The organism is Roseburia hominis A2-183 (genome assembly GCF_000225345.1).
GTDB lineage: Bacteria > Bacillota > Clostridia > Lachnospirales > Lachnospiraceae > Roseburia > Roseburia hominis.
In genome coordinates this window covers 3,250,604-3,262,979 of record NC_015977.1, presented here as the reverse complement: position 1 = coordinate 3,262,979, position 12,376 = coordinate 3,250,604, and the positions used below count along the sequence as shown (strand labels likewise).

Sequence of the window (12,376 nt, the reverse complement as noted above, 5' to 3'; positions counted from 1 at the left end):
CGTTACCGCCCTTGTTATGGATAGCGTTGATAATTCGACTTTGCAGTTGGGCAGAAGCAATAAAAAAACTGCCACGGTTCATAAGGGCATTGATTGCCCGTAAAAACTCCATAGCAGTTTGTGTGACTTTTTATGATTTTTGATTCTATCCATAATGATTTTATCAATGGGAAAGGGGAAAGTCAATGGCTGGAGAGAGATAAAAGATTTACAGAGAAATTTAGGGGAATAAGCAAAGATACTGCATATTCTGCATTTAAAATTAGAATTGGAAAACCAGAAGAGAGGGGGTGAAGCATGAATACCGTACATCGTAGAACGGAAATAATCAATATTCTTATTATCAGACGACATACAACAGCGAATGAATTGGCACAGGAATTTGGCGTTTCCATTCGCACGATACAGTATGATATTCAGGCTTTAACTCCGGTTTATCCGATTTATACAAAACAGGGAGAGAACGGAGGAATTTTTATAAGAGAGGATTACAAGCCTTATGCCAATTCGCTGACACCTATGGAAGTAGCTGCCTTGCATGAATTATATGATTGGACGGAGGGCATACATAAAAAAGTTTTATTTCAAGTCCTAAGAAAATATGGACCGGATAAATTACAACTTTGATCTTGTCATTCTGATAAAGCACATAATTTTTACAGAACCGTTCATAGCAGACGGAAGTGTGCTTATGTGCTTTTTAGGCTGACAATTTCAGCTTTGATTTTATCCAAAATGCAGACGATGTCTGCGATTGTACCTTGACAATTTCATAAACCAATGCGTACAGGACGTGTGGAATATGTGGAGCCGCTTTGAGGATACGCCATAAGACACCTGCTTTTGCCTTTGGCAGAGGTGGATACGAAGGAATATTGAAAGCAGATATTGAAGTTAAGGTGTGGAGCGAGAAATATCCGGCATAAATGTGTAGCAGTTACACGGAGGCGTTGATACATATTTTTGATAATGATACTTCCGGCTTAGTCCGGTCAGATAAGATGACGGTGCGATACCGATGTGGGTAGTGTAATGAGCTGCTACCTGTACGGATTTTTTAATATCTTCCAATAAAAGCATATTTGTTTGTTAAGTATGTTTTTATTGGCAGATATGCCATAACCATAGCAAGAGAAAAAGAACACACTTTGAAAAGGTAGGTGGAAGAATGCAGGCAAAAGTGAACACAAAAAATTTTATAAGGTATGACGAGGGTGCGGAGAGGTATTCTATGAGTAAACACAGCTTTATGAAATTGGCACAGGATGCTCGTGCTGTTTATAAAATTAACCGTATCACATTGGTAAACGTGAAGATTTTTGAGGAGTATTTGGAATCTTTTCGGGCGTAGACATGATAAGAAAGAGGAAAACGAATTATTGTATATCAAAAAGTATTTGACTTTTTGATATACAAGTAGTAAAATGAAGTCAGGTTATGAAAGGCAGGTGTTGACGGATGGCAAGAATGGGTAGACCTAAGTTAGAAAATCCGAGAAGTGAAGGTGTATTCATCCGTCTTACAAAAGATGAGCATACAGATATAACAGAGTATGCCAGCTCTCATGATCTGACCATAACACAGACGCTTGTTCAAGGATTTAGAAAGCTGCAAGAGCAGGATAATACCGAGAATGAGTAATGGCATTTGTGACCTCTTTCTTATATTGAGAGGAAGGTGGTACATAATGTCAATGTCGAGAAAAGATTCAAAAGGCAGAGTATTAAGGAAAGGCGAAAGTCAGAGGAAAAACGACGGAAGGTATATCTACCAGTACACCGATTCGACAGGTAAAAGGCGGGTCGTTTATTCAAATGACCTGTTGGAGTTAAGGGAAAAGGAAAAAGAACTTGTTCGCAATCAGTTGGACGGTCTTGAAAGCTATTGCAGTGGAAAGACAACTTTGAACTATGCATTTGACAGGTATATTTCAACGAAGTATGATTTGAAAGAACACACACGGGTAAATTATAAGTATATGTATAACCGTTTTGTCAGAGATACTTTTGGAAAAAGAATCATCAATGATATAAAGTATTCTGATGTGAAATTCTTTTATTGTTCGTTGATGAACATATTGGGGTTACAGGCGAATACATTGGATAATATTCATACGATTCTGCACCCAACCTTTCAGATGGCAGTTAGGGACAATGTGATACGCAATAATCCGGCAAGCGGTGTAATGGCAGAAATCAAAAAGGCGAATGGAAAGAATAAGGGCATAAGACACGCACTTACATTGGAACAGCAGAGAGCATTTTTGAACTATGTATCGAACAGTCCTGTGTATTGCCATTGGTTGCCACTGTTTACAGCACTTTTTGGAACGGGATGTCGCATAGGAGAAATGATAGGGCTGCGTTGGGAAGATTTGGATTATGAGAATAAAACCATTAGTATAAACCATGCGGCTATCTATCGAGTAATGGAGAATGGAAAGAGTGAATTTCATATTTCTTCGCCAAAGACAGAAGCCGGGATTCGTACTATTCCGATGATGCAGGCTGTAGAACAGGCATTTAAGGATGAATACGAAGCACAGAAAGAAACCGGTTTTAATGTGCAAGTGGTTGATGGTATGAGTGGGTTTATCTTTTGCAATAAAGACGGAATTATCCATAAACCCAGCGTAATCAACAGTGCAATCAAAAGAATTTACGAAGCCTACAATGCCGAAGAAATTATTAAGGCAAAACGGGAGAGCAGACGCCCGGTATTGATTCCTCATTTTTCGTGTCATCATATCCGACACACATTTTGCACCAGATTTTGTGAAAATGAAAGAAATCTGAAAGTGATTCAAAGTATTATGGGTCATGCAAATATTGAAACAACGATGGATATTTATGCGGAAGCAACAGATGTGAAGAAAAAGGAAGCAATTAAAGCTCTGGAAAATAATAGTGATATATTTTAGGAAGAAGTCCTTGCAAGGGGACGATTTCCAAGACAAACCTGACATCAAAAAAGTCAGAATACATCAAAATGACATTAGTTTGTTGGATTTTGGTGGACAAATATGGACTGGCGATATATAATGAAAATCGTGTAAAAAAGCGTTTATCAACTTATTTGGACTGTGGTGGATTAGCTTCGGTTATATTCCCGACAATGAAGTCTATTGATAAGTAAGAATGCAGGAAAATCAAGGGTTTCAGCACTTGGATGTACTAAAATATATAGTTGGTCAAGGGGTTTTGACCAAGATTTGACCAATTTTTGGCATAGTCAAAAAAGATTAGTACAGGTTAGTACAGATTGCTTAGTCTGAAAAATTAAAGATTGTATTACTTAGAGGACATTTTCTAAAGAAATTTAGAAGATGTCCTCTTTTTGCGTTATAGGAACAATTGAAATACCGAAAGGAGAATAGCATGGAACACACAAAGGCATATCAGGAATTTAAGAAGAATGGTAATACAAAGTTTGTAAGATATAGCGAAGGAGCAGAAATGTATCATATGGGCGTATCAAAGTTTATGCAAATGGCTAAGGATGCCAAAGCAATCTATAAGTTAGGTCAGTTAGTACTTGTGAATTTAAAAATATTTGATGAGTACCTTGAGACATTCCATATAGTTGATGATGAATTTTATAAGTAGGTGAAAAGGATGGTAACACAATTACAGCCAGATGTTAGGGCTTATCTTCATGGTGGGGAGGTAATAAAAAGATACATAAAGGTCGAAGAGGTGGCTTATGAATATGGATTTAGTGTTGAAGAAACTGAATATATAGCTAAGGCTGCAAGTTCTTTATATAAGCTTGCCCGTATTTATTTGGTAAAAAAGGAAAGGTTTGATGAGTTTATGAAACACATATATAAAGTGCCGGGAACAAATAAGCAGATAATCAAAAAGTTTGCGAAAATTGGAGAAGCTTCAATTATATACAGTATTGGCAGACATAGATTTATCGAGTTGGCTAGAGCAGCAGGTGCAACATATAAAATAAATGAGGGAACAGGGGGGGCTGTGCTAATTAATTTAGAAATATTTGATAATTATATGGAGCAATTCAGACAACCTGTAAGACCTTTGAAAGAGATGTTCAAGTGGCTATTTAAGAAGAAAGGATGTGCAAAACACATGAATAATAAGTTAGAAGTAATCGGCATTGATCATGGATGGTCAATGATGAAAACAATCTCTCAGGTATTTGTCACAGGTGTAAAGGAGATTACAACTACTCCGGCACTTTTCGGTGATGTACTTGAGTATGAAGAAAAGTTTTACAAGGTCGGAACTGTAAGGCAGGAAGTAAAGGATACAACTGTTATTTTAATTCTATGAAGCTAGCAATGGATAATGGAATCAGGTCTATTGCATTTCCTTCTATATCAACGGGAGTATTTAGTTTTCCGGTTGAGTTGGCAGCAAAGATTGCAGTACATACAGTAAATAGGTTCTTGCAGGATAATCCGGATTGTTTTGATCTGGTGGAGTGGGTGCTATTTGATACTCAGACTGAATCGGTGTATGAATCTGAGGTTGATAAAATATATTAAAGATTAATCGGTTTAAGATTGGTTAGATCTCTTTGTTTAAACCGATTATTAAACCAATTAGTACTCAAACTGCTATATAATAGGGGTTATGATTGGTTAAATAGGGTCAAATTCAACCAATTTGAAAAAAATGTCCTATTTCGTCCATAAATAGTATGTATATGGTATACTAGCTAATAGTAATGCGGTTTCAACCGACATTACATATTATTATGAGAAATTAATGCAAAGGAGTTACAATCAAATGGATAACAATGAAGTAGTAACAGAAGAAGTGGCAGCAGTTGTTGAAAATAATACAGGGATTGAGATTGAGCCATTATTTGAGGAATATGTTGATTTTGACACATTTTCAAAGTCAGACTTCCGTGTTGTAAAGGTAAAAAATTGTGAGGCAGTACCTAAGAGTAAGAAACTTCTTAGATTTAAACTTGATGATGGTACAGAGAATGAAAGAACTATTCTTTCAGGAGTACATGCTTTTTATGAGCCAGAGGAACTTGTTGGAAAGACATTATTGGCAATCGTAAATCTTCCACCACGTTCTATGATGGGAATAGATTCATGTGGTATGCTTCTTTCTGCAATTCACAATGTAAATGGAGAAGAAAAACTGAATCTGGTAATGTTAGATGATGCAATTCCAGCAGGTGCAAAATTGTATTAAGAGTATAAATGTCACATGGTTGTTAATAACTGTGTGGCATTTTATCGTTGTTGTTGATAAGAATGTGAAAAGCAGGAGGAACTACGGAGAGAGGTAAAACATATAAGGTTATTATGTGACTTTGATGATAAAGTAGCATATATCATTGGTTATGTTACATACAAATGAGGTTGCAGATATTAGTGAAAGAATGATTGAGTAGAATAAATTATTAGTATTTTATTAGGAAGGTGGAATATATATGAAACAAGATACTTTAGAGGGCAAAGCAAAAACAAAAAATGGGGTAAAACGGCTGTGTTTTTCCATAATCTGCATTCTTCTGGAAGTGATTTTTATTATTACTATCGTAACACGCTTGAATGAATATGCAGAAATCATAAATTTATTTACAAGGATTTTGAGTGGAATCTTGGTTTTGGGATTGTACGCATCAAATAAGACATCCTCTATGAAAATGCCTTGGGTCATCTTAATTCTAATTTTCCCAATTATGGGTGTAGGCCTGTATTTGTTGATTGGTTTGAATGGTGGCACACATAAAATGCGTGAGCGATATGCAGAAATTGATAGCAAATTGTTACCAATGCTTCCGGACAGTCAGGAGTGTTTGAGCAGAATAAAAGAAACAATTCCGAAAGCAGGAAATATAGCAAGTTACATACAAAGAAATTCGCAGTATCCAATCTATCAGAATACGGATATTGTGTATTTTGATGAAGCAGTGAAAGGATTAGAGGCACAGCTTAAGGATTTGGAGAAAGCACAGAAGTTTATCTTTATGGAATATCATGCGATAGAAGACGCTGAAGCATGGCATAAGATTCAAGATGTTCTGGAAGAGCGAGTAAAAGCAGGTGTGGAAGTTAGAGTATTCTACGATGATATGGGTTCTATAGGCTTTATTAACACAGATTTTGTGAAAAAGATGGAGGCAATAGGAATTCATTGCCGTGTATTCAATCCGTTTATGCCAGGTTTAAATCTGTTTTTGAACAATCGTGATCATAGAAAAATAACAGTTATTGATGGAAAAGTCGGATTTACAGGTGGATATAATCTAGCAAACGAATATTTTAATTACACACACCCGTATGGACAGTGGAAAGATACAGGTATTCGTTTAGAAGGAGATGCTGTTCAGTCGCTTACGGTGACATTTTTGGAAATGTGGAATGCAGTAAGTGATAAGGATGCTAATGATTCTGATTTTAGTAAATACCTTTTCCACTATGATTATGCGGCACAGCAAACTGGGTTTGTTCAACCTTATGCAGACAGCCCGATGGATAATGAGCAAGTAGGAGAAGAAGTTTATATCAGTATGATAAATAAAGCTGAAAAATATTGTTGGTTTATGACTCCATATCTAATCATAACAGATGAAATGACGCATGCGTTATGTCTGGCTGCTAAGCGAGGGGTAGACGTAAGAATTATCACACCTGGTATCCCTGATAAAAAATTCATTTATAATATAACTCGTTCTTTTTATCATGGATTAGTTAAACATGGTGTTCGTGTTTATGAGTGGACTCCTGGTTTCTGTCATGCAAAAATGAGTGTGGCAGATGACTGTATGGCAACTTGTGGAACAATTAATTTGGATTATCGAAGTTTATATCACCATTTTGAAAACGGCTGTTTTATGGCAGATTGTCAGGCAGTTGTGGAAATAAAAAATGATCTGATAAGAACGATGGGAGAATGTCGTGATGTGACAGACCAATATCAAACCGGACGAAGTGCATATTTGCGACTGGGACAATTATTTATGAGATTATTTGCTGGATTGCTATAAGAATCTGATGGAACGACCTTTCAAAAAACAGTTGATTTAGAAGTTAACTGTTTTTGAAAGGCCGTTTTTGCTATATCTAACAGTCTGTTGTACAAAGAAGATTTTGCATGGATGAAAAAACAAACCTTGTTGAGGTTAAATTGAGTTTTCCATTGTATTGTATTGCTAATGAATAAGAATAAGAAAAAGAACAGACAATGCTGAATGCTCTGGAAACAAGAATATCTGAGTATAGTATGTAAGTTCGTAACAGAATGAAAGGAGCGATTCAAATGAGCAATTTGGAAAATTATATGAAACAGCAAGCAATTTTTTGTGAACAAAATGATAGCATTAGTAAGAATCTGTATTCAGAGTATGGTGTAAAAAGAGGCTTACGAGATGAAAAAGGCCAAGGTGTGTTGACGGGGCTTACAAATATTTCTGATATAAAAGCTTTTGAATATTGTGATGGAGTAAAGAGTCCATGTGATGGCGAGTTATCTTATCGTGGTTATAATATAAAAGATTTAGTAACAGGAAGTAAAGGAAAAAGGTTTGTCTTTGAAGAAGGAGCATATCTTCTTTTATTCGGAGAATTGCCAACTGATACACAGTTAATGGAATTTCAGGGAAGACTATCTGATTGTATGGAACTACCGACTAACTTTACCAGAGATGTCATTATGAAAGCACCTACATCAGATATTATGGGTTCTATGACTCGAAGTATTCTTACATTGGGCTCTTACGATAAGGAGAAAGAAAGTCTTGAAATTCCGAATGTGCTAAGGCAGAGTATGCAGTTGATCGCAGTATTTCCTATGTTAGCAGTATATGCATACCATGCTTATTGTCATTATGAAAAAAACGAAAGTATGTATATTCATAGACCTGAAAAAGATTTATCTATTGCTGAAAATTTCCTGCGCCTATTAAGACCAGATACAAAATTCACAGAACTGGAAGCAAGAGTACTGGATATAGCATTATTGTTACATATGGAACATGGTGGTGGTAACAATTCTACATTCACTACACGGGTAGTAACATCTTCAGGTTCAGATACTTATTCTGTTATTTCAGCAGCAATGTCATCCTTAAAAGGAAAAAAACATGGCGGTGCAAATCTGATGGTAATGAATATGATGGATGATATTAAAAGTCATGTGAAAGATTATGAAGACGAAGAGGAAATTGCATCATATCTGAGTAAGATTTTGAAGAAAGAGGCGTTTGATCAGAAAGGACTTATTTATGGAATGGGACATGCTGTATATTCTATTTCCGATCCGAGAGAAAGGGTGTTCAAAGGCTTTGTAGAACAACTCGCAAGGGATAAAGGACGTGAGAAAGATATGACCCTTTATAACAATATTGAGAAGATTGCACCTAAGTTGATTGCAAAGCAGCGTCAGATATTCAAAGGAGTAAGTCCTAATATAGATTTCTATAGTGGTTTTGTGTATGACATGTTGAATATTCCAAGAGAATTGTACACGCCATTATTTGCGATAGCAAGAATTGCTGGTTGGAGTGCACATCGCCTGGAAGAATTGATAACTACAGATAAGATCATTCGCCCGGCATATAAGAGTCTAGTCAGCAAAAAAGAATATATAGAAAGAGAGGAACGATAATATGGGAGCAGGAACCAGTGCAGAGGAGTTTTTTTTAAAGAGCATCAATGTTGAAAGTATATTTGAATTTGTCGAAAGAACAGATTATTTGTTCCTTTATAGTATAAAGGAATGTGTTGAAAAATCAGACTGTCATGAAGGAGTATATCTTTCAGAAGTGGCAGAATACATGAAATTATCGATTCCAGAAACATCTAAGATGGTAAAAAGTCTTGAAAATAAAGGATATATTATCTGGAAATTAGATGAAAAAAAAGAAAGAACGTACCTTGTTTTGACGAACAAGGCAATTGAATTAAGTAATTGTCAGAAAGAAAAAATGATAGAAGCTTATGAAAAAATCATATCGAATATACAAGAAGATGACCTGGAAGTTACACGGTGTACATTGAGAAAAATCCGACAGCTTATGGAAGAAATAAAATAGTGATTAATACAACGGAGTAAGAAAAGCTCCTTCATATATTAGAATAAAAATATGACTGTTTCTTTAAAAAGAAGCCTGTCATATTTTTTTATGAAAAATAAATTTTGTTGAGGTTAAATTGAGATTGACTTTGTATTGTATCAGTATGAAATAAAAAGGAATCAGGTGATGTACAATGAAAAAGTATAAAATATGTAAAATCCTTCTTGTTATACTGGCAATTTTTTTATGTATGGCTTTTTATGAATTGCTCGGAATCTGCGTTGCATATAAAAAGCAGCCGGAAGTGTCCAATACAACCAAAAAAGAAACAAAAAATGGGTCATGGAACGAATGCAGTGAAAATACAGAACGGGCAGTAATCATAGAAAAGAATCCAGAAGCGCTTTTACAAAGAGTGCGTTTGATCAAGAATGCAAAAAAGGAAATTATTCTTTCTACTTTTGCATTTCAATCCGATGAAAGTGGAAAATTGATTTTAGGAGCACTGCATGATGCGGCAGACAGAGGTGTACATATTCGTCTGTTAGTAGATGGAATGGAGAGCTGGATTGATATGGAAGGAAATCCGTATTTCTATGGATTATCTTCCCATGAGAATGTTGAAATTAAACTATATAATAAGGCCAATCCGTTGAAACCATGGAAGATGATGGGTAGAATGCATGATAAATATTTGATTGCAGATGGAAAGAGATATATTCTTGGGGGAAGAAATACATACAATTATTTCCTGGGTGATTTTCCGGGACATAAGAACTATGACAGAGACGTGTTAGTAGTTTGCGATGAACCTGAGAAAGAAAATTCAGTTAACCAGTTGTTAGAGTATTTTGAAACGATATGGGAACAAGAAGACAGTGGTTATTTTCATGACAATAAAAAACTGGCAAATAGAAAATCTGTAAAGAACGCAGTTTTAGAGCTGCAGAACGGCTATCAGAAATATTTTGAAGAGAATAAGGAAAGAATCTGCGATACCGATTACACGGACGAAACTTTTGAGACAGAAAAGATTGCATTAGTGTCAAATCCTATTCACACAGGTTCCAAAGAACCAGTAGTGTGGTATCAGTTGGGAGAATTGATGAAAAATGCAAAAAATCGTGTGAAGATCCACACGCCATATATTATCTGTAATGATATGATGTATAATACATGGGAGGAGATTGCAGAGAACGATTCAGATTTTTCTATCATGACAAATTCAGTTGCAAATAATGGGAATCCATTTGGGGCTGCCGATTATGCGAAAAACAGAAATAGAATCTTAAGTACAGGAATTAATATCTGGGAATATGAAGGCGGTTATTCATACCACGGAAAAAGTATTCTGATTGACGATGATCTGTCTGTAATCGGTTCCTTTAATATGGACATGAGAAGTGCATATCTGGATACGGAACTGATGCTTGTAATTCGCAGTAAAGATATTAATAAACAGTTGGAAGAGGGCATGATGGAATATGAAAGAGTGTCCCGCCAGGTATTGGAAGATGGAACCTATCGTGATCCATATCATGTAGAGCCAATCGAATTAACAAAGAAACGTCAGAGAAAAATATTTTTGGTACAGCATCTGCTTGGATGGGCAAGGTATCTGTTTTAATAAGGAGGAAGGAAAACGTGTTTCAAATATTGATTGTAGAAGATGATAAAGAATTAAGCCAGCTATTCCAAAAAGTGCTTGAGAAGAATGGATATCAGGTCAAAAGTGCATCGGATGGAGCACTGGCATTAGAAATATTGGATAAAGAGTATATTGATCTGATCATTTCCGATATTATGATGCCGGTTATGGATGGTTATGAACTGGTGTCGGAACTCCGTTCAGCAGGATATCAGATACCGGTACTTATGATCACTGCGAAAGGTTCCTTTGATGATATGCGCCAGGGATTTCTTTCGGGAAGTGACGATTATATGGTAAAACCGGTAAATGTGAATGAAATGGTTTTAAGAGTTGGAGCACTGCTTCGCCGTGCACAGATACTGAATGAACACAAAATTGTGATCGGTTCAACAGAGTTTGATTATGATGCAATGACGGTTACAACTGATAAGGAAAGTCTTGTTTTGCCTAAAAAAGAATTCCTGCTTTTATATAAGCTTGCAGCTTCGCCAGGCAGAACATTTACAAAACAACAGTTGATGGATGAAGTATGGGGATACGAGACGGAGGCAGACCCACATACGATAGAGGTACATATAGGAAGAATCAGAGAGCGTTTTAAAGATAACCCTGATTTTGAAATCGTAACAATGCGTGGAATTGGATACAAGGTGGTGAAAAAATAATGGAACAAAAGAAAGAAAAAGGATTGCGGATCCGATCCTGTCTGACTGGTGCAATCTGGCTGGCACTCGTATTTTCAACAGTCATATCTGCGTTATTATTTGCTTTTTTGAATCATTTTTTTAATCTGCCTGGTAGCATACCTGTGCTTGGCTGGCTTTTGATTTTCAATACATTGATTGCAGGGCTGATCACTTCCTTTATCAATGCAAAGTTACTGGAACCAATTACCAGACTTAGTAAAGCAATGAAGGAAGTTTCTCAGGGAGATTTTGAACAGCATTTGGAAACGAACAGCCGTATAGCAGAAGTTGGAGAATCTTATCAAAGTTTTAACGTTATGACAAAAGAACTTCGTGCAACAGAGGTGCTGCAGATGGATTTTGTATCTGATGTTTCTCATGAGTTTAAGACCCCGATTAATGCCATTGAAGGATATACAATGCTGCTTCAGGGAGAAGAACTGTCTCCGGATCAAGAGGAATATGTAGAAAAAATCTTATTTAACACCCAAAGACTTTCCGGATTGGTTGGTAATATTTTGCTGTTATCCAAGTTAGAGAATCAGAATATACCAATGAAAAAAACAGAATATCGTCTGGATGAACAGATCCGCCAGGCATTTCTTTCATTGGAAACAAAATGGACAGAAAAAGAAATTGGTTTTCAGGTAGAATTGGAGGAAGTTAAATATACTGGGAATGAAGGACTTTTTATGCATATCTGGATAAATCTTTTGGATAATGCGATTAAGTTCAGTCCTTCAAAGGGGACAATTACGATGTTTCTGAAACAAGAACAGGATTCTGTTAAGTTCATTCTGGAAGATGAAGGACCAGGAATAGAGGATGATGTAAAATCCAGAATATTTGACAAGTTCTATCAGGTAGATGGATCTCATAAAGCAGAAGGAAATGGCCTAGGTCTTGCACTTGTAAAACGGATTGTAGATAGTGCCGGAGGAACAATCAAAGCAGAAAACCGTGAATATGGTGGATGCAAATTTGTTGTAGAGCTTCCAATACAGAAAGATGAGACCATATAAGTTTAAGAAAA

General features: G+C 36.1%; 13 protein-coding genes and 2 pseudogenes. All 15 read left to right on the top strand.

Going from position 1 to position 12,376, the window contains the following annotated elements; all coding sequences use genetic code 11:
- The first annotated feature begins 132 nt into the window (after window positions 1–132).
- The 15 genes and pseudogenes from RHOM_RS17620 to RHOM_RS14785 all read left to right on the top strand — a co-directional run bounded on the left by RHOM_RS17620 (window position 133) and on the right by RHOM_RS14785 (window position 12,365).
- Window positions 133–294 carry a hypothetical protein gene (locus RHOM_RS17620; protein ID WP_014081113.1) on the top strand — a complete coding sequence of 54 codons (162 nt, stop codon included), beginning with the start codon at window positions 133–135 and terminating at the stop codon, window positions 292–294.
- A 3-nt stretch (window positions 295–297) separates the two neighbouring features.
- Window positions 298–627, top strand: a complete 330-nt coding sequence (locus RHOM_RS14850; RefSeq protein ID WP_002596376.1) for a helix-turn-helix transcriptional regulator — start codon at window positions 298–300, stop codon at window positions 625–627.
- A gap of 541 nt (window positions 628–1,168) precedes the next feature.
- A complete protein-coding gene (locus RHOM_RS18045) occupies window positions 1,169–1,351 on the top strand; it encodes a DUF6462 family protein (protein WP_002596377.1) in 183 nt (60 codons plus the stop codon).
- 107 nt (window positions 1,352–1,458) lie between these two features.
- Complete coding sequence (locus tag RHOM_RS14840) at window positions 1,459–1,641, top strand: hypothetical protein (RefSeq protein WP_002596378.1); 183 nt, start codon at window positions 1,459–1,461, stop codon at window positions 1,639–1,641.
- 46 nt (window positions 1,642–1,687) lie between these two features.
- Window positions 1,688–2,920, top strand: a complete 1,233-nt coding sequence (locus RHOM_RS14835) for a site-specific integrase (protein ID WP_002596379.1) — start codon at window positions 1,688–1,690, stop codon at window positions 2,918–2,920.
- A 457-nt stretch (window positions 2,921–3,377) separates the two neighbouring features.
- A complete protein-coding gene (locus RHOM_RS14830) occupies window positions 3,378–3,605 on the top strand; it encodes a DUF6462 family protein (protein WP_014081111.1) in 228 nt (75 codons plus the stop codon).
- A 9-nt stretch (window positions 3,606–3,614) separates the two neighbouring features.
- Entirely contained in the window at window positions 3,615–4,295 is a 681-nt protein-coding gene (locus RHOM_RS18430) for a DUF6462 family protein (RefSeq protein WP_014081110.1), read from the top strand.
- A pseudogene (locus RHOM_RS14820) lies at window positions 4,274–4,510 on the top strand (macro domain-containing protein); the annotation flags it as partial. The gene RHOM_RS18430 and the pseudogene RHOM_RS14820, both read left to right, overlap by 22 nt.
- Before the next feature lie 304 nt (window positions 4,511–4,814).
- Window positions 4,815–5,177 (top strand): annotated as a pseudogene (locus RHOM_RS14815) (methionyl-tRNA formyltransferase); the annotation flags it as partial.
- Between the two features lie 241 nt (window positions 5,178–5,418).
- Window positions 5,419–6,978 carry a cardiolipin synthase gene (gene cls, locus RHOM_RS14810; RefSeq protein ID WP_014080824.1) on the top strand — a complete coding sequence of 520 codons (1,560 nt, stop codon included), beginning with the start codon at window positions 5,419–5,421 and terminating at the stop codon, window positions 6,976–6,978.
- A gap of 254 nt (window positions 6,979–7,232) precedes the next feature.
- Window positions 7,233–8,597, top strand: a complete 1,365-nt coding sequence (locus RHOM_RS14805) for a citrate/2-methylcitrate synthase (protein ID WP_172623729.1) — start codon at window positions 7,233–7,235, stop codon at window positions 8,595–8,597.
- Between the two features lies 1 nt (window position 8,598).
- Window positions 8,599–9,024: a MarR family winged helix-turn-helix transcriptional regulator gene (locus RHOM_RS14800; protein WP_005360235.1), complete on the top strand. Its 426-nt coding sequence runs from the start codon at window positions 8,599–8,601 to the stop codon at window positions 9,022–9,024.
- A 175-nt stretch (window positions 9,025–9,199) separates the two neighbouring features.
- Complete coding sequence (locus RHOM_RS14795) at window positions 9,200–10,633, top strand: phospholipase D family protein (RefSeq protein ID WP_014080821.1); 1,434 nt, start codon at window positions 9,200–9,202, stop codon at window positions 10,631–10,633.
- Window positions 10,612–11,322 (top strand): response regulator transcription factor, encoded by a 711-nt coding sequence (locus tag RHOM_RS14790; RefSeq protein WP_044024695.1) that lies wholly within the window; start codon window positions 10,612–10,614, stop codon window positions 11,320–11,322. The genes RHOM_RS14795 and RHOM_RS14790 overlap by 22 nt, the downstream gene beginning before the upstream one ends.
- Window positions 11,322–12,365 (top strand): HAMP domain-containing sensor histidine kinase, encoded by a 1,044-nt coding sequence (locus RHOM_RS14785; protein WP_014080820.1) that lies wholly within the window; start codon window positions 11,322–11,324, stop codon window positions 12,363–12,365. The genes RHOM_RS14790 and RHOM_RS14785 overlap by 1 nt, the downstream gene beginning before the upstream one ends.
- The last annotated feature ends 11 nt before the right edge of the window (window positions 12,366–12,376 follow it).

Excerpts from the sequence above, each read along its gene's own strand:
- RHOM_RS14835 (WP_002596379.1), top strand. The coding sequence starts at position 1,688 with ATGTCAATGTCGAGAAAAGATTCAAAAGGCAGAGTATTAAGGAAAGGC.
- RHOM_RS14805 (WP_172623729.1), top strand. The coding sequence starts at position 7,233 with ATGAAAGGAGCGATTCAAATGAGCAATTTGGAAAATTATATGAAACAG.
- RHOM_RS18045 (WP_002596377.1), top strand. The coding sequence starts at position 1,169 with ATGCAGGCAAAAGTGAACACAAAAAATTTTATAAGGTATGACGAGGGT.
- RHOM_RS14795 (WP_014080821.1), top strand. The coding sequence starts at position 9,200 with ATGAAAAAGTATAAAATATGTAAAATCCTTCTTGTTATACTGGCAATT.
- RHOM_RS14785 (WP_014080820.1), top strand. The coding sequence starts at position 11,322 with ATGGAACAAAAGAAAGAAAAAGGATTGCGGATCCGATCCTGTCTGACT.
- RHOM_RS14790 (WP_044024695.1), top strand. The coding sequence starts at position 10,612 with ATGGGCAAGGTATCTGTTTTAATAAGGAGGAAGGAAAACGTGTTTCAA.
- RHOM_RS14800 (WP_005360235.1), top strand. The coding sequence starts at position 8,599 with ATGGGAGCAGGAACCAGTGCAGAGGAGTTTTTTTTAAAGAGCATCAAT.
- cls (WP_014080824.1), top strand. The coding sequence starts at position 5,419 with ATGAAACAAGATACTTTAGAGGGCAAAGCAAAAACAAAAAATGGGGTA.
- RHOM_RS18430 (WP_014081110.1), top strand. The coding sequence starts at position 3,615 with ATGGTAACACAATTACAGCCAGATGTTAGGGCTTATCTTCATGGTGGG.
- RHOM_RS17620 (WP_014081113.1), top strand. The coding sequence starts at position 133 with ATGATTTTTGATTCTATCCATAATGATTTTATCAATGGGAAAGGGGAA.
- RHOM_RS14830 (WP_014081111.1), top strand. The coding sequence starts at position 3,378 with ATGGAACACACAAAGGCATATCAGGAATTTAAGAAGAATGGTAATACA.
- RHOM_RS14840 (WP_002596378.1), top strand. The coding sequence starts at position 1,459 with ATGGCAAGAATGGGTAGACCTAAGTTAGAAAATCCGAGAAGTGAAGGT.
- RHOM_RS14850 (WP_002596376.1), top strand. The coding sequence starts at position 298 with ATGAATACCGTACATCGTAGAACGGAAATAATCAATATTCTTATTATC.